The 24,335-nt window shown below is 33.4% G+C and carries 17 protein-coding genes; 6 read left to right on the top strand and 11 right to left on the bottom strand.

From position 1 onward, the window contains the following. Positions 1-179: 179 nt before the first annotated feature. From V1468_RS13075 to V1468_RS13055, 5 genes are all read right to left on the bottom strand, one after another. Complete coding sequence (locus V1468_RS13075; protein WP_331810674.1) at positions 180-2,147, bottom strand: putative porin; 1,968 nt, start codon at positions 2,145-2,147, stop codon at positions 180-182. 133 nt (positions 2,148-2,280) lie between these two features. Beyond that, positions 2,281-4,251 (bottom strand): S8 family serine peptidase, encoded by a 1,971-nt coding sequence (locus tag V1468_RS13070; RefSeq protein WP_331810673.1) that lies wholly within the window; start codon positions 4,249-4,251, stop codon positions 2,281-2,283. A gap of 120 nt (positions 4,252-4,371) precedes the next feature. Beyond that, complete coding sequence (locus V1468_RS13065; protein WP_331810672.1) at positions 4,372-5,097, bottom strand: hypothetical protein; 726 nt, start codon at positions 5,095-5,097, stop codon at positions 4,372-4,374. 10 nt (positions 5,098-5,107) lie between these two features. Next, positions 5,108-6,589, bottom strand: coding sequence for a RagB/SusD family nutrient uptake outer membrane protein (locus V1468_RS13060; RefSeq protein WP_331810671.1), 1,482 nt, complete (start codon positions 6,587-6,589; stop codon positions 5,108-5,110). 15 nt (positions 6,590-6,604) lie between these two features. Further along, positions 6,605-9,874 carry a SusC/RagA family TonB-linked outer membrane protein gene (locus V1468_RS13055; RefSeq protein ID WP_331810670.1) on the bottom strand — a complete coding sequence of 1,090 codons (3,270 nt, stop codon included), beginning with the start codon at positions 9,872-9,874 and terminating at the stop codon, positions 6,605-6,607. A 215-nt stretch (positions 9,875-10,089) separates the two neighbouring features. On the opposite strand from V1468_RS13055, the gene V1468_RS13050 reads away from it, so the two are divergent. From V1468_RS13050 to V1468_RS13030, 5 genes are all read left to right on the top strand, one after another. Then, positions 10,090-10,692 (top strand): ribonuclease HII, encoded by a 603-nt coding sequence (locus V1468_RS13050; protein ID WP_331810669.1) that lies wholly within the window; start codon positions 10,090-10,092, stop codon positions 10,690-10,692. A gap of 30 nt (positions 10,693-10,722) precedes the next feature. Continuing rightward, entirely contained in the window at positions 10,723-13,086 is a 2,364-nt protein-coding gene (locus tag V1468_RS13045) for a ribonuclease HII (RefSeq protein WP_331810668.1), read from the top strand. A gap of 80 nt (positions 13,087-13,166) precedes the next feature. Continuing rightward, positions 13,167-14,711 carry an OmpA family protein gene (locus tag V1468_RS13040; protein ID WP_331810667.1) on the top strand — a complete coding sequence of 515 codons (1,545 nt, stop codon included), beginning with the start codon at positions 13,167-13,169 and terminating at the stop codon, positions 14,709-14,711. Positions 14,712-14,830: 119 nt separating this feature from the next. Then, positions 14,831-15,880: a nucleoid-associated protein gene (locus V1468_RS13035; protein WP_331810666.1), complete on the top strand. Its 1,050-nt coding sequence runs from the start codon at positions 14,831-14,833 to the stop codon at positions 15,878-15,880. 127 nt (positions 15,881-16,007) lie between these two features. After that, entirely contained in the window at positions 16,008-16,940 is a 933-nt protein-coding gene (locus V1468_RS13030) for an ion channel (RefSeq protein ID WP_331810665.1), read from the top strand. A 94-nt stretch (positions 16,941-17,034) separates the two neighbouring features. Here the strand turns inward: V1468_RS13030 and V1468_RS13025 are convergent, their stop codons facing one another. The 4 genes from V1468_RS13025 to V1468_RS13010 all read right to left on the bottom strand — a co-directional run bounded on the left by V1468_RS13025 (position 17,035) and on the right by V1468_RS13010 (position 20,624). Next, the gene (locus tag V1468_RS13025) at positions 17,035-18,129 is read right to left on the bottom strand and encodes a hypothetical protein (protein ID WP_331810664.1); all 1,095 of its coding nucleotides are present in this window, start codon (positions 18,127-18,129) and stop codon (positions 17,035-17,037) included. Positions 18,130-18,189: 60 nt separating this feature from the next. Then, on the bottom strand, positions 18,190-18,975 hold the full coding sequence (locus tag V1468_RS13020; protein WP_331810663.1) for a hypothetical protein: 786 nt from the start codon (positions 18,973-18,975) through the stop codon (positions 18,190-18,192). Beyond that, on the bottom strand, positions 18,962-19,525 hold the full coding sequence (locus V1468_RS13015) for an RNA polymerase sigma factor (protein WP_331810662.1): 564 nt from the start codon (positions 19,523-19,525) through the stop codon (positions 18,962-18,964). The genes V1468_RS13020 and V1468_RS13015 overlap by 14 nt, the downstream gene beginning before the upstream one ends. Before the next feature lie 121 nt (positions 19,526-19,646). Continuing rightward, positions 19,647-20,624, bottom strand: coding sequence for a polyprenyl synthetase family protein (locus tag V1468_RS13010; RefSeq protein WP_331810661.1), 978 nt, complete (start codon positions 20,622-20,624; stop codon positions 19,647-19,649). A gap of 131 nt (positions 20,625-20,755) precedes the next feature. Between V1468_RS13010 and V1468_RS13005 the strand changes: the two genes are divergently transcribed. Next, entirely contained in the window at positions 20,756-22,057 is a 1,302-nt protein-coding gene (locus V1468_RS13005; protein ID WP_331810660.1) for a T9SS type A sorting domain-containing protein, read from the top strand. Between the two features lie 44 nt (positions 22,058-22,101). Here the strand turns inward: V1468_RS13005 and rlmN are convergent, their stop codons facing one another. Continuing rightward, entirely contained in the window at positions 22,102-23,148 is a 1,047-nt protein-coding gene (rlmN, locus tag V1468_RS13000; RefSeq protein ID WP_331810659.1) for a 23S rRNA (adenine(2503)-C(2))-methyltransferase RlmN, read from the bottom strand. Positions 23,149-23,253: 105 nt separating this feature from the next. Beyond that, on the bottom strand, positions 23,254-24,303 hold the full coding sequence (gene queA / locus V1468_RS12995; RefSeq protein ID WP_331810658.1) for a tRNA preQ1(34) S-adenosylmethionine ribosyltransferase-isomerase QueA: 1,050 nt from the start codon (positions 24,301-24,303) through the stop codon (positions 23,254-23,256). Positions 24,304-24,335: the final 32 nt, after the last annotated feature.

Here is a 24,335-nt window from a genome sequence, read left to right as displayed (position 1 = left end):
ATGCCTAAACTGTTAATGAACGTCCCGATATCTCTGCCTGTTTGGCCGTTTCGGGGGTGCAAATATATAACGGTTTTTTATATTCACAAGCTAATTATAAATTTATTTTAAATCTTTTTCAGGAACAAACAAACAAGTCCCTGCAACACAACTATATGCAACTTAAATTAATTTTAATACTACAAGAAAAAATCCCATACTAAACCAAAACGTATAGTAAAATCTCTAAAAGGGTGGTTTGGTGCAGAGAAGTAATCATAACCTGTAAATGAAGAATTGAAATGCTCTGCTTTTAAAAAAATACGTGTTTGTCTAACTTTTGCGTTTATAAAAAAGTCTAATCTAGGGAAACCGCCAATGCTCGTTGAGTTCTGAGTATAGAATTCGGACAGTAAAGGATCATAACCATTCATATTATACTCTGTAAAATAATTAAACGTTACCCCTGTTTGAAGTTGCATGGCTTTCTTAAAGATATAGTTTGAATAATAGAGTGTATTCCGAGTAATGAAGGTTGGTACATTTAATACTTCAACATCACTTATAACATTTTGATACATTATTGTATTATCCAATGCAAATTTGCCCACTTTAAATTCTCTTTCAACTTTTAGCCTTAAATACTGTAATGAATTATTATATTGCTGTGGCTTGATTACCTTAACATCATTGCTGTTTATTTCATCTAAATTAAAGTAAGTATAGTTTTCAATATTAGAAATATCTAATGATGCATTTAAAAGCTTTTTAGATTCAATATTAAATCTCAACTGTTGAGTATTTACATTTCTAAATCCATTGAAATTATACCAATTATAATTAGTATAGTCGCTTTGATAAAGTAAATAATTATAGTTTGGCAATTGAGAACTCACATTGATTCCACCAGCTATCTTTATATCATTGTTTATTTTTACACCTAGTTCTGCATCAATATAACTTCCTACAAATTCATCAGATAAATTTAAACTTGCTTTACTCTTTAAGCTTATTGAATTAAGGTTTTTATTATACGATGCATCTATACCTAGATAATTAGCTTGAATTCTATTTGGAATCATTTCGTTAGATAATAGAACTACACTATCATATCCGTAATTGATATCTGTATAATTAATACCAAAACTTATCTCTCCCAATAAATTATTTAGGTATTCTATATAAATTTTTGTTCTAAAGTCTTCGAGAGTAACTCTGTCAGAAACTCTACTTGTGAAAGAATCGCCAAAATAGTCACTAGTTGGAGAGTTTTGATCGTATTGAAAATACTTATCTTCAAAAGACAACTCATTTACAAGAGAAAGTCTATTGTTGCTAATTGAATCTTTTTTATTAATAATATCATAAGAGTGATTAAAGAAAAACTGTTTGCCTCTTAAAATACTTTCTGCATTTTCAAAATTCATATCAAAAACAGATCTGTCTAAAAACTCTTCATCGCCTGATGTAAAATTTTCAATATCATCATCTTTTATCCCACCATTTTCCTGATTAAGTAAATCTTGCATTATGATATGCCCTTTAGCTTTATATCGTTTGTTCTTAGTCTCGTAATTGGTCGTAAATCTAAAATTACCTGTACTTGTTAATGCGTTCTGATAATTACCAAGTGACCTTAAACCTTTATAAGCTATAGAGAAATTGAATTGCTTTGAAAGATTTACTGAAAAAAAAGCATCTAACATCTGCCCTTGCTCAAAGGCTGTTTTATAGGTTAACCTAGTCCATGGTGTAGGAACCATGTAATATTTTATATCGTCCTTTTCGAGATAATTAAAATGTCTGGCTCTGGCACCAAATAAAGGTTGAGTATTGTTATTTACCGCATTAAAACTTAAAGAATTGTAGGTCTGACCTATATTGGCAAAAGGCATTAAACCAAAGTTATCTTTTTGAAGGTAATTAAATTTGTAATCCTTCTTTATTGTTAAAGTTGTATCAACAATAGAGGTATCTACTGCTTTATTAAACTGTAAATACATATCTATTGAAGCCACATCTTTGTAACCACGAGATGCTTTACTGTCAGTAGAATCATTTGCGTTCCGTGAACCTCTTGGTGCGTTCGTACTATTCAGCTTTATTTGAGCATTAACATTAGCTAAAAAAAAACAAAAAATAAGAGTTATAAGGATTTTACGTTGCATGTATTCAAATATAAACTAAAAACAAAGTAAACTATAAATTATTATTTTAACGAGAAGAATTACCATTTACTTAACATAAAAAAAGACCAACAATTATATGCTGGCCTTTGTTTTCTATTTTTTTTAAAAAATATTATTCTATAACAAGTTTATGAGAGGTAGTTCTATTTCCTTCAGAAATATTTACCATATATACACCTGCTCTAGCATTTTCCATTGTAATAGTCTCTTTAAAAATTGAAGACGTATTAGAATAATTGTTATTATAGACTAATCTACCTTGTAAATCGTAAACATCTACTTTGACATCGTTATTTACACTATTTAAATTAGACTCAAATGTAATGGTAAATGTACCATTAGATGGATTAGGATAAACAGCCAATTTTCTAGCTAAATCATTTTCATCTACACTTAACGTCAAGTTATTACCAGTAATTATTAAAGAAAAATCCTGACTTTGAGGGTCAAAAGGACCACCTACCGTTCCTTGTAGCATCCCTTTATGAGAAACCGTTAATGTATACATACCTGATACAGGTACATCAATATCAACGCGCTCTATATTATCAACAATATTATCTCCTTTTGAATTTGTAAATGCGCTACCTGAAAAATCAAGCTTCCATGGTAAAAACGTTGTTGTACCATCAGAAATTCTTAAATCTAAATCATTTACTAATCTAGGCGTAGGATCATTAGCCGCACCATTAGCTATATTACCTGGCATATCAGTCCAACAAATAGTTGCTGATAATTTTTCTCCTGCTTGGGCATTAAACGTAAAGGTATAAGTAGCCCCTTGATCTAATGTCAATTCATCAACAACAGCTTGAGAATCATCAGCATCTGTAAGTGTTTGTGCTGCTTCACGAGCATTTAAGAAACCCCATCCAAACTTTGGATCAGGACCAATAGCAGCGTTATCATCAATAGCTGTATGGCAAACTAAGGCTTTTAATGTAGCGGAATTCATATACTCACCTCGTAACTGATTGTAATATTGTTGCAATAAAGCTAATGTGCCTGTAGTATTAGGTGAAGACATAGAAGTTCCTGATAGAGTTGAATAAGTATCATTAGGTGTCGGTGAAAATAAACTAGAGCCATCACCAGCAATATCAGGTTTAATTCTCAAATCATCTGTAGGACCTTGACTACTACTTTGGTTTATAACTAAATTTGTTAATTCATAATTACCACTAAAAAGTGGCTGTTCAACTGCAGTAGGGTTTGCATTAGCAACAATCAAACTATTTTTGGCATTCTTATCATTTGTAAGTTTATCATAACCTGGTAACATACCACCTGTGTAACTAGTTTGCCCATTATTACCCGCAGAAAACACTGGTAAATATTTAGGGTTATTTCTAGTTATATTATCAATATCAAACGCATCTTGTGTGTAAGCGCCAATAAATGTTGCATCAAGTTGCGTTCCTCCATCTTGGTCAATAGGCACACCATAAGAATGATTTGACAAGATAATAGGGTTAGTCGCTGCATTAACTGCCGCAATCATCTCAGATTCATCATTAGTCCAGTTATAGGATTTAACACTAATATTAGATGCCATTCCTTTTGCATTAGGATTGACTCCTTTTGCTGATATTGTTCCCGTAACATGTGTTCCGTGTGAACTAAAACCGCTATCACCATCAACTACTGCAGCATCAATAATTGTAACACGTGTATCTGTATCAGTAGAATTTTGAAATTCAGCATGGTTATTATCAGCAGGTCCACCATCCCAAACACCTACAGTCATACCTGTACCGTCTAGGTCTAAACCCATACTACCACCAACCCAAAGCTCAGCAGTTTTTGTTGCTTTAGCAGCTTCAAAGTTATCTGTTGATCTATAAATTGGCTTGCCATTTAATACATCGTAAATATGCATTATTTTAACACCGTCATTTACTAATGTTGCTTTAACATTTGGATTATTTAATAAAAATGAATGTACTCTAATCTTTCTTTGATCCTCTTGTTCATTGAGTTCAGCCAAAAGTTGTTTATTTTCTTCAGAAATGTTAGCATTTAAATCTTGTGAATAAGCACCATAAGTAAAAAGTAACACAGCAGAAAGTAGAATTTTTCTCATGTTCATATGTATTGAAAATTTCTTTGCAATATAAAGATATTTTTTTAAGTCATATCATAAATAAAAATTAAAAGCCACCTCATAGAGGTGGCTTTTAACACTTATAAAATTAGTTTAAATCTAATTAACTGTAAACGTTGCAGAAGCTTGCGTTCCAGCAACCGTTGTATCTGCTACTAATGTACCAGCGGCAGTTGTTACACTAAAGGTCGGACCTCCATCACCATAAGCATCATAAACAACAACACCATAGTTTCCTGAAGCTAAACAAAAATCAAAAGATAATTCTGCAAAATCATCAGCAGGGTTTGCATATGGACCTCCAGATGCAACTACAGTAGGAGTACCACTTAAGTCATATATTTCCCAAGTAGTTTCCTCTGGCCAGTCATCCAAAGTTATGTTGAAAGTTACTATAGTATCTAGACACGTTTCAGTAAAGTTTAAAGTGATTGCATCACCAGTATCTAAACCTGCTTCGTCTGGAAAATCTAGAACTAAACTTTGAGCAACAAAACCTAAATCATCATTATCTGTAACAGATATTGATAAAGTACCTACATTTGATCCACCAGGTATAGTAACCGTAGCTGGAACAGAATAAGGTGATGCTAAAGTAGACTCTTCTTCAACTACCACCACATCGTAAGAACGATCTGAACCAGAAGTTTCACTAGCCGCTACAATTACATCAATAGTAGCAGTTTGTCCGTTATCAATCGTAAAATTTAAAGGACCTTCCTGAAATCCTACGAAATTTGATAAACTTGAGTCGTTATCTTGTTCACAATTGAACATTAAGGTTACAGCTAATAAAACTGTAAAATATTTGAAATATTTATTCATAATAATAATTTTAGTTTTGGCCAGTTATACTAGGGTTATTATCAATTTCAGATTGTGGAATCTGGAACGTCATTTCATCAGAATCATAAGCAAATGATTCGTTTGCACGATATACGTGGTTAGAACCTCTAGTTACAGTAGCCTGATTACGTTTCATAGCAAAGAAAGTCTTACCCTCACCCCATAATTCGATTCTTGTTTGTAAATAAATCTCATCAAGCAGAGCCTGACCTGATAATGGAGTAATAGTAGCAGATGCTTCCGCAGCACCAACACGAGGTGTTAAGAAATCTATCATCATAGTCTTAGCAGCTGGTTCACCACCTGTTCTAGCAGCACACTCTGCACTTAATAAATAGAACTCTTCAACTCTCATATGAATCAAATCTGTTGTAATGATATATTGACCACCGATTGTTCTAGCTGGATCAAAGAATTTGTTTATTGGCTGTAAAGCAGCTGTACCTGTACCAAACTGTCCTTTTCTTACGTCACCTGCTGGTATTTGAGAATATAATAAATCATCTATTGACTTATGATCTCCAGCCCAAGCATAACTATAAGTAAAGGCGTCTATTTGTCCCCACCAATCAACTAACTGGTGTCCAAGGTCTTCAACTAAATCGTAACCCCAAATCCAAGATGCAGTGTTAACATCATTAAAACCAGAACCTGCACCAGGGAATGCTAACTGACCAGCAGTTGTCATAGGGTAACCACTAGCTATAACATTATCTGCTTGAATTTTTGCATCTGCAAAGTTACCCATAGCAGCATAAGTATATGCTAGGAATCCTTGCGCTACAGTTTTATCTACTTGACTTTTTAATGTTCTAGTATAATTATCCAACAAGCCAATTGCATCTGTTAAATCACTCACAACTTGTGCATAAATATCACCTGCAGCTACTTTCTCTAAACTGTAAACATCACCATTAAAGAAAGGTAATACTTCTTGATTAGGGTCATAAGCACCTTGGTATAATTGTAGCAAATAGAAATATGCATAAGCACGGTAAATTTTTGCTTGTCCAAGGATACGCTTAGCCTCATCAGACTCTGGTTCTGCATCGTTTCCACCACTACTAGCAATAACGTTGTTAGCAATACTGATAATTCTGTAGTAATACTTCCAAGTTATATCATTCTCTTCCTGTGTGTAATCTACAGTAAAGATAAGGTTAGCAGCATCATTGTACCAACCATAAGCACTACCCGATAATGCCATATCACCAGATACCATATCTGTCCAGATATCAACCATTTTCTGACCAAAGTCAAAATGTCTACTACCTGTTATACCAAACGGCTCAATAATTAAACTTGTAATACCATTTAAGGAACCGTCTAACAATTCTGGATAATCACCAGAGTACTCTGCAATACCTTCTGCAGTCAGAACATTAGTTTGTTCTCCTTCTAAAAATTCATCGTTACACCCTACGAATAACGCAGAGGTTAACATAATTGCGTAAATTAACTTTTTTTTCATATTCATCACTTTTTTTTAAAATTCAATTTTAGCACCAAGACTAAAAGTTGTCATTGGCATATATATACCAGAATTAGACGAACTAATTAAAGTCGTTGGGTTTAATCCATCTCTAGCACTTAACATCATTAAGTTATCACCAGTAACATAGATATTAAAAGTACTTAAGTTCATAGCTTCAACAGCATCTGCTGGTAAATTATAACCTAATCTTACGTTATTTAAAGAAAGGTAATCTGCCTTAGTTAAGAATCTAGAAGATAAAGATCCAAACTGAGTATCAGTATTGAAACCAGCTGATTGTCTTGGTATATTTGTAATGTCACCTGGCTCTCTCCATGCATTTTGCATATCTGAAGACCAGTTAGTAGTACCAATTAAATCTCTATTCTCCATTAATCTAGCATAACCATTGTCACGCACGTAACCACCTATACTATATCCAAACTGTGCTGATAAATCAAAATTCTTAAATCCTGTATTGATACGGAAACTACCTCTAATATCTGGAATAGCAGATTTACCAATATACTTTTGAGTAGCCCCTAAAGTACTTTCGTTTGTATATGTATAGTTTGATGTTGTAGTTCTAGCAATAGTAGCATCTGGATTATCAATTAAGTATTGAGTTAAACTAGAGATACTCTCATCACCATTAGCTGGGTTAAATATTCCATCACCATCAACATCATTATAATAAGCATACCATAGACCAGAACCTGTTGCAGGGTCTACACCAGCCCAATCTCTCATGTACCAATCATAAATTGATGCACCTTCAGATAAAGCTCTACCTACGAATACACCTGTATCAATTGGCTTAGTTTCACCTGTAATATAATCTGCAGGCATTTCTACAATCTCATTATCAAAGATTTCACCATTTACATTAAATGATAATCTAAAGTCATTTTGAGGTTTAAATACTTGCACAGTAGCGTTAAATTCTAAACCACTGTTTCTCATTTTACCATCATTATATCTGATGAATGTATCACCAGGTGCTGGAGATAATGTTTGAGAGAAGAATAAATTAGTTGTATTCTTCACATAATAATCTACATCTAAGCTTAAGTAGTCATTAAACCAAGTACTCTCGAAACCAACCTGAGCAATCTTAGAAGTTTCCCATGTTAACTCATCATTTTGAGCTTCACCAGTTGGAGAGTAAGAAATTGATCCGTCTACTGTATTGTTAGCTGTAAAGAATCTGTAACCATATAATGTATTAACACCTTGATCACCAATTACACCGTAACTAGCTTTTAGTTTTAAGTAATCGTTGAAGCTAACATCAAAGAAATCTTCGTTAGAAACTACCCAACCTAAACCAACAGAGCCAAATGTACCCCATTTATCTTTAATAAATCTTGAAGAACCATCTCGTCTGATAGATCCAGTTAAGAAATACTTCTGATCATAACTATAATTTAATTGGGCAAAGTAACTATCTAAACTTCTTCTTGTTGTATAGTTTGAAGCTCTACCAAATGCAGTTGTATACTGATCTAAACTTAAAGAGTTAGGTATAATTGCTGTTTGAGCTGAAGCTGAGAACTGATCAAATCTATTGACTGTAGACTCATGAGCAACAAAAGCATCAATACTGTGGTCTCCATAAGACTTAGCAAAACGTAACATCTGTAAGAAGTTTTGGTTTATGTTAGTACGCTCTCTTCTAAATAAGAAACCTTGACTAGAAGAACCACTACCATACCATGGGTTTTGCATTGAAGAATAGTTATCTGTATTAAACTGACCACTATATCTTGTTTCAAACTTTAACCAATCAGTAATATCAACACCTACATTAAAGTTACCAAGAACAGTAAAAATATCAGTTCTAGCTAAATCATAGTTTGCATCTGCAATACCATTTGTAGCATTCCACGCTCTACGTCCGTACTCATTACCATAATCGTATTGAGAACCGCCATAAATAGGATCTGCAACTAAATTACCATCTGTATCTCTTAAGAAAACATCATATATAGTTGGTGTAGTAGCTGTTAAAGCAAAGATGTTACCAGAACTACCTGTACTACCCTCACTACTTGAAGAGTTTGTATTTCTACCACCAGTAATAGCTATATTACTACCAAAAGTTAACCACTCTACTGGCTTAGTTTCTACATTTAATCTTGTTGAATAACGCTTGAAGTTAGACTTAATAGTATATCCTTCATCATCTAAATATCCAAAAGAAGCTGAGAAACGTGTTTTTTCGTTACCACCTCTAATTTGAACGTTGGCTTCAGTTCTAAGACCAGTATTAAAAGCCGCATCTCCCCATTTTGTCGGAGTAAATCTACGTGTAATACCATCATTAAACTCACCTGTTGCTGGGTTAATTAAATCAGCACCATCAGCATTCCAAATGTTGTATGCATTATTGATACCCTCAACAGTACCATATAAATTTGCGCTTGCCCAAGCCGCAGGATCAGACTGACCAAGTAAAGCACCTTTATTCTTTAATGAACTCCATGCTAATTCAATATAATCTTCTGGAGATTCAATAATATCGTATTCTGGTAAAAATAAAGTATTAACACTAGTTTTAAAATCTACAGAAACTACTGTTTTACCAACTTTACCTTGCTTAGTTGTAATTACAATTACACCATTCGCACCTCTAGACCCATAGATAGATGTTGCAGCTGCATCTTTCAATACAGTCATACTAGCAATATCTGCAGGGTTAAGAGAAGATAAGTCACTAGCAAAAGGAGCACCATCTACAATAAATAAAGGATCTGAATTACCATTTACAGAACCAAATCCACGAATACGAATAGTTGCATCAGCACCTGGAGCACCAGAACCTGTTACAACATTCACACCAGCAACCTCACCTCTAAGAGCCTGAGAAACGTTACCAACAGCTTTCGCTTCAAGATTTTCTGTTTCAACAACAGTTGCCGTACCAGTGTAAGCTTCCTTTGTAGTAGTACTATATCCTACAACTATTACTTCATCAAGAGAATTACCCTCTTTTAAAACAACGTCATAAACATTAGAAGAACCTACTGTTACTTCAACAGGGTCCATACCAACATATGATATAACTAGGACATCTCCTGAATTGACTCCGATAGTATACTTACCATCAAAATCAGTTTGAGCACCTTTAGTAGTACCCTTTACAATTACACTAGCACCAGGAAGCGGTAAACCGTCCGACTCAGTTGTAACTGTACCTGTGACCATTTTTTCTTGTGCAAAAGAAAATTGCATCACGAACGCCATAAAAAGCGTTAATAACCATGTTAACTTTAATTTCATAAAACAATTATTTGAGTTAGTCTAGTTGCAAACATCTTAATTAAATATTAAATAAACAAGCGTTTTTGCCAAAAAAATGTTAACGGTTTTGCGATTTCATCAACAAAACTTAACTATTATTTAATTAGTGTTTTTTGACGCTTAACTCATTACGTAGATACCAAAACTGTAAAAGGGTTGCGTTAAAATTTTAACTTTGTTTAAATTTTAACATTTTGGCTTTAAAAACTCAATTCTCAACTTATGATTTTGAATGCGGCACAGATGAGGCTGGCAGAGGTTGTTTGGCTGGCCCTGTTACTGCTGCCGCTGTTATTTTACCTTCAGATTTTGTTAATACCATTTTAAATGACTCTAAACAACTTTCGGGAAAAAAAAGAATGTTATTAAAGCCTATAATTGAGGCTAAGTCTTTATCGTATGGTATACAGCACGTATTTGAAGATGAGATCGACAGCATAAACATTCTAAACGCTTCTATTAAAGCTATGCATGGCTCTATTGAACAACTGACAATTGAACCAGATTATATTATAGTAGATGGAAACAAATTTAAACCCTATAATTCTATTCCTTATAAAACTATTATAAAAGGAGATGGTAAATATCTCAATATTGCTGCAGCTTCAATTTTAGCAAAAACCTACAGAGATCTTTACATGGAAAAAATTCATGAAGAATTCCCTATGTACAACTGGAAAAAGAACAAAGGCTATCCAACCAAAGAGCATAGGCTAGCAATAGAAAAATATGGAGTGACAAAATACCACAGAAAATCATTCAGATTATTACCAGAGCAATACCGTTTAGATTTATAACTTTTTATATTTGTACATATAACTTTACATATGAAGCAATTTGGATTTTTATTGATTTTACTTTTCGTTTTAGTGTCTTGCCAAAGAGACTACAATTATTCAAAATCTCCTTATAAATTTCTCCCTTCAGAATCGGAAGTTGTAATTTCAATTAATGAACTAAATGATTTTATTAATAGCTCTAAAAAACACACCATTTTAAAGAGTATATATAATAAGGAGTTAAATAATGCATCAGAAGTTCTTAAAAACCTAAATACATCAAACAAGGTTTACGTTGCATTTTTAAATTCATCCAATCCGGAAAATCTCATTTTAACCAAAAACGACTCTACTTTATTTATTTTAGACTCCATTCCAAATCACATTTCAGAAAAGTTATCTGAATTTAATATTACCAAAACTCAAATTGACTCATCAGTATTTTACCATAAAGTTTTGAATAATGTTTTTGCTGCATCAAACAGTTTAGATATCATCAAAAACCTAAAACTAAACGAGTCTAAAAATGATCTTATCAATTTAATTGAAACAGCAGAGGAGAAAACAATCGCTTCAGTTGTATTTAAATCAAAAACCTCAAATTATTCTAATCTTCTGTTTTCTGCCGGTATAAAGGAGTTAAACAACAATTATTCTTTACTAGACATAAATTTATCTGATGAAAATTTACATTTCAACGGCATTGTAACTGCCACCGACTCCATATCACAAATTTTAGATTGTTTTAAAAACACGATTCCTCAAACCACAAAAACTACAAATATTGCTCCTGCAAACACCAATTCACTGTTCAGTATATCTTATAATGACTACAATGTTTTAAACAATAACTTAAAAAGGTTTAACTCTAAAACACCCGACAGCACTAAAACCTTTTTAAATTTTACAAATGAAATTGCTCTGGCAGATAACGCGCTTATCCTCCACTCTCTAGACACAGACTTAATCATTGAAACTATTGAAGAAAAATCTATTGCCGAAACCTACAGAGATATTGATATTTATGAATTTGAAAATCCTGAATTTTTCAAAACTAGATTACAACCAATTATAAGTTACGAAAGCGCTAACTACTTTTTTAAATATGATGATTTTATTGTTTTTTCAAACACAATTGAAACTATCAAATCCATACTATCTGACGCCTTAAATAATAATACAATTGCGAGCTCAGATACCTTTAAAAACATAAGTTCTAATCTAAGTGATGATGCTTCCATCTTTATCTTTAAAAATAATAAGGCACTTTCAGAACATTTAGGCATAGAAACAAAAAACTATCATGCTAATGTGGTACAATATATTTACGAAGATAACTTCGCACACGTTAATGGCGTTATAGAGGAATTTAAGAAAAAAGCCGCTTCAAACTCTGTAACAGAAACATTTACTACCTCTTTAGACGCACAAATAGTTTCACCACCTCAAACCGTAGAAAATTACATTAACAATACACACGATATTGCTGTCCAAGATGCCAATAACGTACTGTACCTTATCTCTAATTCTGGCAATGTACTTTGGAAAAAACAACTTCAAGGAAAAATACTGGGAAAAATTGAACAAATAGACATGTATAAAAACGGAAGGTTACAATTAGCTTTTGCAACGCCAAACCGTCTTTATGTTTTAGACAGAAATGGAAATGACATTTCTCCTTTTCCAAAAAAGTTTAATGATGAAATTACACAACCACTTTCTGTATTTGATTACGATAAGCGAAAAAACTACAGGCTCCTGATAACACAAGGCAAAAAACTTCTTATGTATGATGCTAAAGGAAAATCAGTTAGTGGATTTGTATATAAAAGCAACAACAAAACCATCACATCACAACCAAAACACTTTAGAATAGGCAGTAAAGATTATATTGTATTCTCTACAGAAGAGAATCTAAAAATTTTAAATCGTCAAGGCAGTGTAAGAGTTGACGTTAAGGATAAAATTCGCTTTTCTAACAATGAGATCTACCTTTACCAAAATAAGTTTACATCATCAAATACACTTGGGCAGCTTGTACAAGTAGACACCAGGGGAAATATAAGTCGAAAAGATCTTAAGTTATCAGATAAACATAATATTACTACAACAAGTAAAACTTTGGTTTCGATGTATGAAAATAAACTTTTCATTAAAACAAGAAGAGTAGACTTAGATTACGGCGTTTACACAGCACCAAAAATCTTTTATCTAAATGATAAAATCTACATTACCACTACAGATTTACAATCTAAAAAAGTATATCTATTCGACAGCCAGGCAAAGTTAATCCCTAACTTTCCTGTTTTTGGGACATCTACTGCAGAACTACAAAAACTAGATAAAAGTAAAGGCTTAGAATTAATCACTCAAGCAGACGACAAAACAATAGTTGTCTACAAACTACATTAAATTATTAACCATTTATACATTTCATTTTTAAGTATCAATTGTTCTTATTATTTTAGAGCGCTATTAATCAATTACTTAAAATGAATTTTACAAAAATTTCCCTCGCGTTTTGTATTATCCTCTTTATTACTCCTACCCTTGATGCTCAAACAAAAAAAATCAAACGCCCAAAAAGCAGAGTTGGTGTCACAAGTGTAGATAATTTTGTTCAAGAATCCTTCGATTTGTATGATAAAGTCTATAAATATGATGGTTATGCTGCATCTGGCCAATCCTTGGATGATGACGACATTGATGTACTCGAAGAAGCACTAGATGAGATGTCCTCACTTAGCGATAGTGCACCAGATATTGTAAACGATTTAGATGGTGTTGGCGTTTTAAAGCAAGGAAAAGCCACCTTGCAGATAAACAAAGCAAAAAAAGCACTAAAGTATAGCATAAAAACAGCTAAAGAGTTACTCCTTGGGCAGCGTGAACGTGACAGTGAAGATGAAGATGACACTGCAGAGTCCGATGAGAAATCAGAAGAAACTACTAACAATTCTGACAAGGACAATAATGACGAATACGATGTTAAAGAAACACCATCAAATATTTCGGACGGCATAGAAGTTTATAGTAAGTATGATTTTGTTCCTGGAGATAAAACGCTATTTTTTGATGATTTTTCAAATGATTTTATTGGAGATTTACCAAGCAAATGGAACACGAACGGCTCTGGCAACATCGTAAAATTTAATAAAGTAGAAGGTAATTGGTTTGAGCTAAAAGCAGGCTACAGATTATACGCCATACCCGATCTTAGTCAACTGCCAGAAGACTACACTATAGAATTCGATTTACTTACATCTGGTGTTAGCAATAAAACGTCTTCTGGCGCAAGAGTACATGTTATATTAAGTGATGCTAATACATTTTCAAACGGAGAAACTCATTATGTATCCGTTTCGCTTCCGTTGGGACAGTACGCGCCTTTCAATATAGATACTTATAATTTTTTTAATGGCAAAGCTGGTATGATTAACTCTGGTTTAACTGCAGACATTAGAGACGAGGTTAAAAACCAACCACACATTGCTATTTCCGTCACCAAAAAGCGTTTCAGACTTTGGGTTAATGAGGTCAAATACGTAGATATACCAAGATTTATTGAAGAACTTAACGTTCTTAATTACTTAAAATTTCATGTGTATGGCCTAACAGATGGCGAAGAACGTGTCTTTATAAAAAACGTTAAAGTTGCTGAAGGAGGAGTAGATCTTAGACGTAAGTTAATGTCCGAAGGCAAAATTTCTACCAACGGTATTTTGTTCGATTCTGGTTCTGCCAATATACAACCACAATCACTAGGTATAGTACGCCAAATCTCACAAGTATTAATGCAAGATGATAGCATTAAACTCAACATAATTGGACATACCGACTCCGATGGTCCTGACGACTCAAACCTAAAGCTTTCTAAGGAAAGAGCTGAAGCTGTAAAAACTGCTTTAGTAAACATTTACAATATTTCGGCAAATCGCCTAACTACTGAAGGCAAAGGAGAATCAGAACCAGTTGCTGACAATAATACTGCAAGTGGGAAAGCACAAAATAGACGTGTAGAGTTTGTAAAAATTTAACCGCAACCAAATCTCAAAGTCCCTGAGTCTGAAAACGCCAAATTTATTTTGGCGTTTTCTTAGTTTTAAGCCGTTCCTTTTGTAGTATTGCAAACACGTATTTTCTTATTTATTTACCGATGATAAAACGACAAAAAGCCTCAATAAAACATTGCATTATTCACAAGGTTGGCAACAAATTTAACGATACTAAAAATGCGTTTTCAGATGCTGCTGTGCATTTTGACGAAGCCACTTACAACCTTATGCTGCCTTACTTACTAAAACCCTTTGTAAGTGTTGCAGAAAGTTATCGTTTTCATCATCATAGCAATGTTGGACTTAATGAGATTAACACCTATTCTGACCAACTTTTTAAAGAGGAAGCCGATTTTGTAGAGACCTCAAAACACATTGTAACACATTTGTATGAGCAAAGCAATTCAGCGCAAATAAAAACAGGAGATGTACTGGTTTGTCATTTTGAAAACATACAATATGAAGACTTTTTTGTTGATGCTATAGGTATTTATAAAATTGAAAACAAAACTGAGTTTTTTCAGACCTATTTAGAAGAAGGCAACTACGATATTTTGGTACAAAAAGGTATTCAAGCTAAAAAAGTTGATAAGGGTTGTTTAATACTAAACACCTCAGACATGGAAGGTAAAATAGTATTTAGTGTAGACAACAATACTTACGATACGCAATACTGGATTAAAAGCTTCCTAAACATTAAATACCCAGACGATAGCAACCAACACACCAAAAACTGCATAGAACTCTGTAGAGAGTTTTCTAAAGAGGTTTTACAACCCAATTTTGGCGGACAAGAACAAAGTAATTTCTTGGCAAAAACAGTAGACTTTTTTAAGGAGAATGAAATTGTAAATATTGAAAACTTTAAAGAAGAAGTATTTGAAGAGGAAGACCAAATACAACTTTTTGAAGACTACAAAAAAACCTACGAAGCCGAAAACAATGTGCTCATTAGAAATCAATTTGATGTCTCTGAACGTGTCTTAAAAAAGCAAAAGCAAAAAATAAAACCCGAAATAAAACTAGACACCAACATACAGATAAAACTCGATGTTGATGCACCAGATGCTTCTGCCGAATATTTAGAACGTGGTTACGACGAGGAAAAGAAAATGCACTATTACAAGGTGTTTTTTAATGAAGAGGCTTAGGACAGATAGAATTTATTTTACAGACACAAATCAATATTAGATTATATAAAACCTAACTTTAGCAACAGTTCTCAAACACATAAAACCAACAAAAAACTTCATTCATTTTTTCTTAATTTAGAGCCATATGGCAAAACACAAAAAAGAAGATTTTGAAGATTTTGGTTTAGGCGAAAAATCATACTCCAAAGGCTATAGAAGCTTAAACAAAGATGGAAGTTTTAATATCGAAAAAACAAACATCAGCTTCCTTGAACGTTTAAATTTCTTTCATAGTTTGGTAACTATGAAATGGTCTCATTTCTTTGGCATTGTAGCACTCACCTATTTTCTTGTTAATACGTTTTTTGCAACTATCTACAGTCTTATTGGCATAGAACATTTAACAGGTATTCATGGTTTAACTCCTTTTGAGCAGTTTATGGAGGCTTTCTTTTTTAGCGCTCAAACCATAACAACTTTAGGCTATGGCCAAGTTGCTCCTTTAGGCTTATTAGCGAATATTGTTGCAGCTACAGAATCATTACTTGGGCTTTTGTTTTTTGCACTAGCTACAGGTTTATTTTACGGAAGATTCTCTAAGCCAATATCTAAAATTAAATTTAGTCAAAAAGCTATAATTGCGCCATATCAAGACATAAATGGATTTATGTTTAGATTGGTTAATCCTCAAAAAAATGAATTGCTAGACGTAGAAATCAACGTAAGTGTATCTATGAAACGTAAAAACTCTGAGCTGAGAGATTTTCATATTCTAGATTTGGAAAGAGACAACGTGAGGTTTTTCCCTTCTATGTGGACTGTAGTACATCCTATTGATAAAAACAGCCCACTTTATGAACTGAACAAAGAGGACTATTTTGAAAAGGACTTTGAGTTTATAGCTATGCTCAAAGCTTTTGACGAGTCTTCTGGACAAATGGTATATTCAAGATCATCTTACAAACCTGAAGAGATTGAATGGGGACAAAAATTTGTCTATGCTGCAAAACGACACAATGGAAAACTACTTGTTGACGTTGGTAGAATTAATGAGAGTAAAAAAGCAGAATTGAACTAAGTAAATTCTCTTAAAACATACTAAAAAAAGCCTTAATCTATATTTTTAGATTAAGGCTTTTAACACTCAAAAATTGATTGATGAAAAATTTATTTTAGTCCATATCAAATCTTAGACCTACTGATATATTGTTTTGGTCAAAAGCTTGATTTTTGAATAACGGATTAAGATCATACTTAACATATAATGCAGTATCTCCCCAAGCTAAATAACTACTTAATCCATACACAAACTCATTTACTTCATAACCGCCTCGTTGCTTGTTTTTTATACGGTTACCATCTTCTTTGTACTTTAGCTTTTGCATGCTACCAATGTTAAGACCAGCATAACCACCAACACCTATCTTAAACTTATTTCGTGTAGAATATCTAAAGTAGTCTTCTTTTTCAATCTTTTTAGATGGACCAAACTCTAAATGTACAGGAAATACCAAGTTGGTTGTTCTAAACTTTGCTTTGTTTAGTTCTACAGGAAATTCTTGTAAAGTCACATCTCCATCTGTGTTGACAAAGTATTGATTATCTTTTATGTCTAATTTGTTCCATTGAAATGAAAAACCATATTTCAATCTCCAAAAGTTAGTGTTTTGAAAAATTCTTGTTTTCCAGGCATATCCCAACTCCATAAAACCTGAGCCTCCTATTTTGTATGGTGAATCATCCAGACCCTCACCTTCTATTAGAGCATTATTTAGTCCGAAAGCAAATACAATATCGCTTGTAGTACGTCTGTCGTATTTACGAGGCTTATGGACTCTATTTTTCTTTCCTAAGTAGATAAACTCATCACCCAAGTCTTCATCTCCGCCTATTCTAATAACAAAAGATTCATCATCATCCGAAGCGTACACCGATTCATTTCGCTTTAGAAGTTCAATCTTGTTATCTACAATTGCTAATCTATTTTCAATATTAGCTGCTCTCTTTTCCGCTGCATGCTTCTTTAAATCTTCAGCTTCTGCTGCCGAAATTTGCTTCGCATCCAAACGATCATTAATAGATTCTATTTCTTGTTTTAAAAACTCTCTTTCTTCTTTTTCAATTTTAGTTTTAAGAGCTTCAAGAGTCTCTATTTTATAGTATACTGAAGTCTTTTTTAAGCTGTCTACTGCTTTTTCTTGTGCGTGAGTTGTCGCAAAGGTTACCGATATAATAGTATATACTACTAGTCTTGTAATTGTGTTCATAACTGTTTGTTTTTTGATGATTTATAATTGTTTAATTTGATTCTATTTTTTCTCAGCACCTTAGTCATTTCGCTGAGCTACTGCTGTTTTCACAGTTTTGTATCCATCCTTTAAGACTTCGTAAACTTTGGTTCTAAAGGATTGTCCCATTTCATCTTCCACATCTTCTAACAACAATTTTGCATCTACCGTTCTGCTAGATTCTTTTGCTAATTTATCTTTAAGAAGTTCTTTACTTGCAACCTTAAGAAGTGAATCGACTTCTCTGTCTGTAACTGTTGTATTAGGCTTTATTTCGTTTAAAACTTCTGTCATAGCTTCGGCAAAAGCTTCTTTATCAATTGCAGCTTTTTCTATGATTGCTTTCTGCTCGTTTTCAGAGTTGATGATGTCTTGAGTATTTATTTTATCTCCTTTTTGATCAACTGCCAATTGTGTATCTACCTTATCCTTAGTAGTTGATTTATAATTAATTATTTCTGTTTTATTCTTCTTATTTTCCGTTTCAGAAACAGTTTCAACTTCATTATTTTCTGATACTAATTCTATCGTTTTGTTTTCAGTTGTATTAGACTGTTCTGTATTATTAAAATCATCTTTCATCTCTTGCTCAACCACTTGAGGTAAGCTCTGTTCAGTATTTTTTGGTCCTAATGTTTGCATAACAACAGTCAATGTAATTATGACTGCTGCTGCTATTCCCATCCACCAAAACCAAGGAAATTTAGTTTTCTTCTCTTCTGCATCTAGACGTTCAGACAGTTTTGCCCAACTCTCTGACGAAGGTTGCAGATTGCGCTCTTCTAGCTTGTCTTTTAGTTGTTCTTCAAATTTAATTGGTGCCATAACTGCTGTTATTTAATTCTTTTATTTTTTTCTGAAGCATTTGTCTTGCTTTAAACAATTGCGACTTTGATGTGCCTTCTGATATATTTAATAACTCAGCTATTTCATGATGCTTATAGCCTTCTATAGCGTACATTACAAAGACAATTTTATAACCCTCAGGCAAACTATCTATTAACTGCTGAATCTCAGCAACCTCAATATTGGTTTTAATATTATTGGTATAGTCTTGTTCTAAAATTTCATCTTCTGCAGTAAACTCAACATGTTTTTGTTGTCTTAAAAACGAAATTGCTTCTCTTACCATTATTCGCCTTATCCAACCTTCAAAACTACCTTGATTCTTAAATGTTTTTAGATACTTAAACACTTTAAAGAATCCATTTAACATTACTTCTTCAGCTTTATGCACATCTTTGATGTAGTATCTGCATACACTAAGCATTTTAGGAGCGTGCAACTCATATAGTACATGTTGTGCCTCGCGATTATTTTTCGCAGCTCTCTGTATAAGTTTAGTTTCGTTTTTATGAAGCTGAATAACTTTCATATTGTTGGTTACATTTGACCTTCTATTTGTATAGACGCAAATATCTTGCTAATGGTTGTATGGTCAGTGTAAAAAAGTTAAAAATAATTATTAAAAAACTGTATTACAGTCTATTAAAAAACTATTTTTTTCTTTCTATTACATAATTAACCATTAGCTCCAATGAAGCTTTATAAGGAGATTCAGGATAGTTATTAAGAAGTTTTAAGGCCTCTTGCTGAAAGTTTTTCATTTTTGAAACTGCATAATCTAATCCTCCATGAGACTTTACAAACGCAATAACCTCCTTAACTCGTGTTTTATCCTTGTTATGATTTTTAATAGAATTAATTAACCAAGATTTTTCCTTTTTAGAGCAATTATTAAGAACATATATTAAGGGAAGAGTCATTTTCTGTTCTTTTATATCAATGCCTGTCGGTTTTCCTATTTTTTCTTCTCCATAATCAAACAAATCATCTTTAATTTGAAATGCCATGCCTATGAGTTCTCCGAACTTACGCATTGTCTCAACCTCTGTAGAATTAGGTTTTACTGATGCTGCACCTAAACTACAGCACGCAGCAATCAGTGTTGCCGTTTTCTGACGAATGATATCGTAATAAACAACTTCTGTAATATCTAGTTGTCTTGCTTTTTCAATCTGCAACAGCTCGCCTTCACTCATTTCGCGCACAGCCACAGATATAATTTTTAATAAATCAAAATCATTATTATCTATAGAAAGTAGCAGCCCTTTAGAAAGGAGATAATCACCTATTAAAACTGCTATTTTATTTTTCCAAAGTGCATTGATTGAAAAGAAACCTCTACGTCTATTGCTATCATCTACAACATCATCGTGAACAAGGGTTGCCGTATGTATTAATTCTATAACCGAAGCGCCTCTGTAGGTACGCTCACTAACTTCTCCGTTATTTAACATTTTGGCAACCAAAAACACAAACATTGGTCGCATTTGTTTGCCTTTTCTATTTACGATGTAGTGTGTAATTCTGTTTAACAAAGCGACCTTGCTAGCCATAGACAACCGAAACTTCTGTTCAAAAAGCTCCATCTCATAGGCTATTGGTTGTTTAATTTGTTCCGTTATTTTCATGAATACATCTAAAACTTTGCAAAATTACGAATAAAGCCTCTTTTTATCACTAAAAATTGAATAATGTAAATTTAACACGCTTAGTAAGCAAATATTTGTAACTTTAGACAATTAATCTAAAAACAAACTTTATGAAAAAAATTACTTTATTATTCCTTACGCTTTTTGCGACTACCTCATTAATTTATGGTCAGTGTACGACGACGACTGGTGGTCAATGGCCTAATGGAGTAGTTACTGTACTTAACACAGGTGGTGCAGAAACGATTTCTACAAATAATTGGCCTAACGCTGAGATATCGCTTTTGGAAGGCTTAGTTGTAGGAAACACCTATACAATTACAGGAACAAACACTACTAGTGTTTACATAACTGTTGCTGAAACAACTTCAACTTTTTCTGCAATAGGAACAGTTATCACTCATGGAGCTGACTCTGTTAGTTTTACAGCTACAACTCCTGAAATTTTAGTGTTTTGGCACTTAAACGCTGCTTGTGGTACTCAAAATAACGATAACACCCTTACCACTATACAATGTACTAGCGCATCTTGTACATGTACAGCAGGTGCTACTCCTGATTTAGCGACAACACCTATACCAGCTGATACTGCCGTAGATGTTGACATAACTTATGGTGAAACAAACAGCATAGCTTTTGAGTGGACAGACGCAGGAACTGGTGATGCTCCTGACGCTTATAATTTAAACTTAGGTGTAACACCTGCAGGAAATGATATTGGGTCTTTAACTAATGTTTCTAGTGGTGTAAATGTACTTTACGGTTTTCAACCAAATACCACTTATTACTGGTCTGTTGACCCAGTAAATTGTGTTGGATCATCAACAGGTACTGTTTGGAGTTTTACTACAACAGCATGTACAGCAACAGCTGCACCAGCGGTTGTTGGTGGACCTAGTCCTGCTGATGGAGCTTCTGCGGTGACTATCTATGGACCTGATGGTTTAGTAAACTTCTCATGGGCAGCAGGAGCACCTGAAGATAATTATGTCTTAAACATTGGTACAGCAAATCCACCAGATCAGTCTTTTGACTTTGAAATTGGGGATCCTTTAACAGGTTTACAAGTAAATACAACATATTTTTGGAGTATTGATGCTGTTAACTGTTTCGGTGTAACAGAAGGTCCTGTATGGAGTTTTACAACAGACAGTAGTTTATCTATTACTGATGAACAACTAGTGCCTTTTAGCATATATCCTAATCCTGCAAATGACAAATTAAATATTAAGACAACTCTAGAAATAGACAATGTAACAATATTTAATATCTTAGGTCAAGAAGTTGCTAATTATGATGGTAGTGAAATAATTGAGTCGTCAATTAACATTTCTGAGTACAAATCAGGATTATACTTAGTTCAGATTACTTCTGGTGACAAAACAGAAATAATTAAAGTGACTAAAAACTAATAAGTATTAGAAATACATAAAAAAGCGGCATTTAGCCGCTTTTTTTATGCTTTATTTTTATTGGCTAATTGGCCACAAGCAGCATCAATATCTTTCCCTCTACTTCGTCTTACTGTAACTGTAATATTATTGGCTTCTAAAATATTAACATACATATCTAAAGCTTTAGAATCTGCTTGTTGAAACGCACCATCATCTATAGGATTATACTCTATAAGATTAACTTTACTTGGTGCAAACTTGCAAAATTCTACTAAGGCATCAACATCTTTATTTCTGTCATTTATACCTCTCCAAACGACATACTCATAGGTAATTCTGTTTTTTGTTTTGGTATACCAATACTCTAATGCTTCTCTAAGATCTTTTAATGGAAATGTAGCATTAAATGGCATTATGGATGTTCTCACCTCATCTATAGCTGAATGCAAGGAAACAGCTAGCTTAAACTTAACACCATCATCCGCCATTTTTTTTATCATTTTTGGCACACCAGATGTTGACACCACAATTCGTTTTGGAGACATACCTAATCCTTCTGGTGATGTTATCTTGTCTATTGCCTTTAATACATTATTGTAGTTCATAAGTGGTTCTCCCATTCCCATAAACACAATATTGCTTAACGGTCTGCCATGATATAATCTACTTTCATTATCAATCGCCACAACCTGATCGTAAATTTCATCTGGATTTAGATTTCGCATACGCTTTAACCTAGCAGTAGCACAAAACTTACAATCTAAACTACACCCAACTTGCGAGGACACACATGCTGTTGTACGCGTTGCAGTTGGTATCAATACAGATTCTACTATTAAATCATCATGAAGTCTAACGGCATTCTTTATAGTGCCGTCCGAACTACGTTGCATCTGATCTACTTTTATATGGTTTATTACAAAGTTATCCTCTAACATTTGGCGTGTTTGCAAAGATATATTGGTCATATCTTCGAAACTATGAGCCGATTTTTGCCACAACCATTCGTATACTTGATTTCCTCGAAATGCTTTATCACCTTGTTCTACAAAAAATTCTCTTAGTTGATCCTTTGTAAGTGCTCGTATATCTTTCTTTTTCTTATCCATATTGTGCAAAAATAGGCATTTGTAACTTCATCTATTTCTAGAAACAAAAAACCTCTACTCTTTGTTTAATGCGAGTAGAGGCTTAAAATAACTTTAAATTCTTTATTAGATGATTAGCATAGCATCACCATAAGAATAGAATCTATATTTTTCTTTTACAGCTTCTTCATAAGCACGCTTTACAAAATCGTGTCCTGCAAATGCAGAAATCATCATAAGTAACGTAGATTTTGGTGTATGAAAATTAGTAATCATACAATTAGCGATACTAAAATCATATGGCGGGAAAATAAATTTGTTTGTCCAGCCTTCATAAGCATTTAGTCTACCATTAGATGATACCGAACTTTCTATTGTACGCATTGAGGTTGTACCCACAGCACATACACGTTTTTTACGCTCTATACCATTGTTTACTATGTCTGCAGCTTGTTGGCTAATTACAATCTCTTCGCTATCCATTTTGTGCTTAGAAAGATCCTCTACTTCAACAGGATTAAATGTTCCTAAGCCTACATGTAAAGTTACCTCAGCCATTTCAACACCTTTAATTTCTAAACGCTTTAACAAGTGCTTAGAAAAGTGTAGACCTGCTGTTGGTGCTGCTACAGCTCCTTCGTTTTTTGCATATATTGTTTGGTAACGCTCTTCATCTTCTGGCTCTACACCTCTTTTAATGTACTTAGGAAGTGGAGTTTCACCTAATTCAGTTAATTTTCTTCTGAAATCATTATATGAACCATCATACAAGAAACGTAATGTACGACCTCTAGATGTTGTGTTATCTATAACCTCAGCTACTAATGTTTCGTCGTCACCGAAGTAAAGTTTATTACCAATTCTTATCTTACGAGCAGGATCTACCAATACGTCCCAAAGGCGTTGATCTTGGTTTAATTCTCTCAATAAGAAAACTTCGATACGAGCACCTGTTTTTTCCTTATTACCATATAATCTGGCAGGAAAAACCTTAGTGTTATTCATTATCATCACATCACCTTCATCAAAGTAATCTATAACATCTTTAAAAAGTTTGTGCTCGATTGTTTGATTAGCTCTGTCTAAAACCATTAATCGAGACTCATCTCTGTGCTCTGCAGGATGTTCAGCTAATAGTTCTTCTGGAAGGTCAAAATTAAAATTTGATAATTTCATTTGTGATTGTTTATTTTTTTGAAGTTGCAAAT

The organism is Winogradskyella poriferorum (assembly GCF_036553625.1).
Taxonomy (GTDB): Bacteria; Bacteroidota; Bacteroidia; order Flavobacteriales; family Flavobacteriaceae; genus Winogradskyella; species Winogradskyella poriferorum.
The sequence above is the reverse complement of the archived record's forward strand: the minus strand, read 5'-3'. Positions and strand labels throughout refer to the sequence as shown.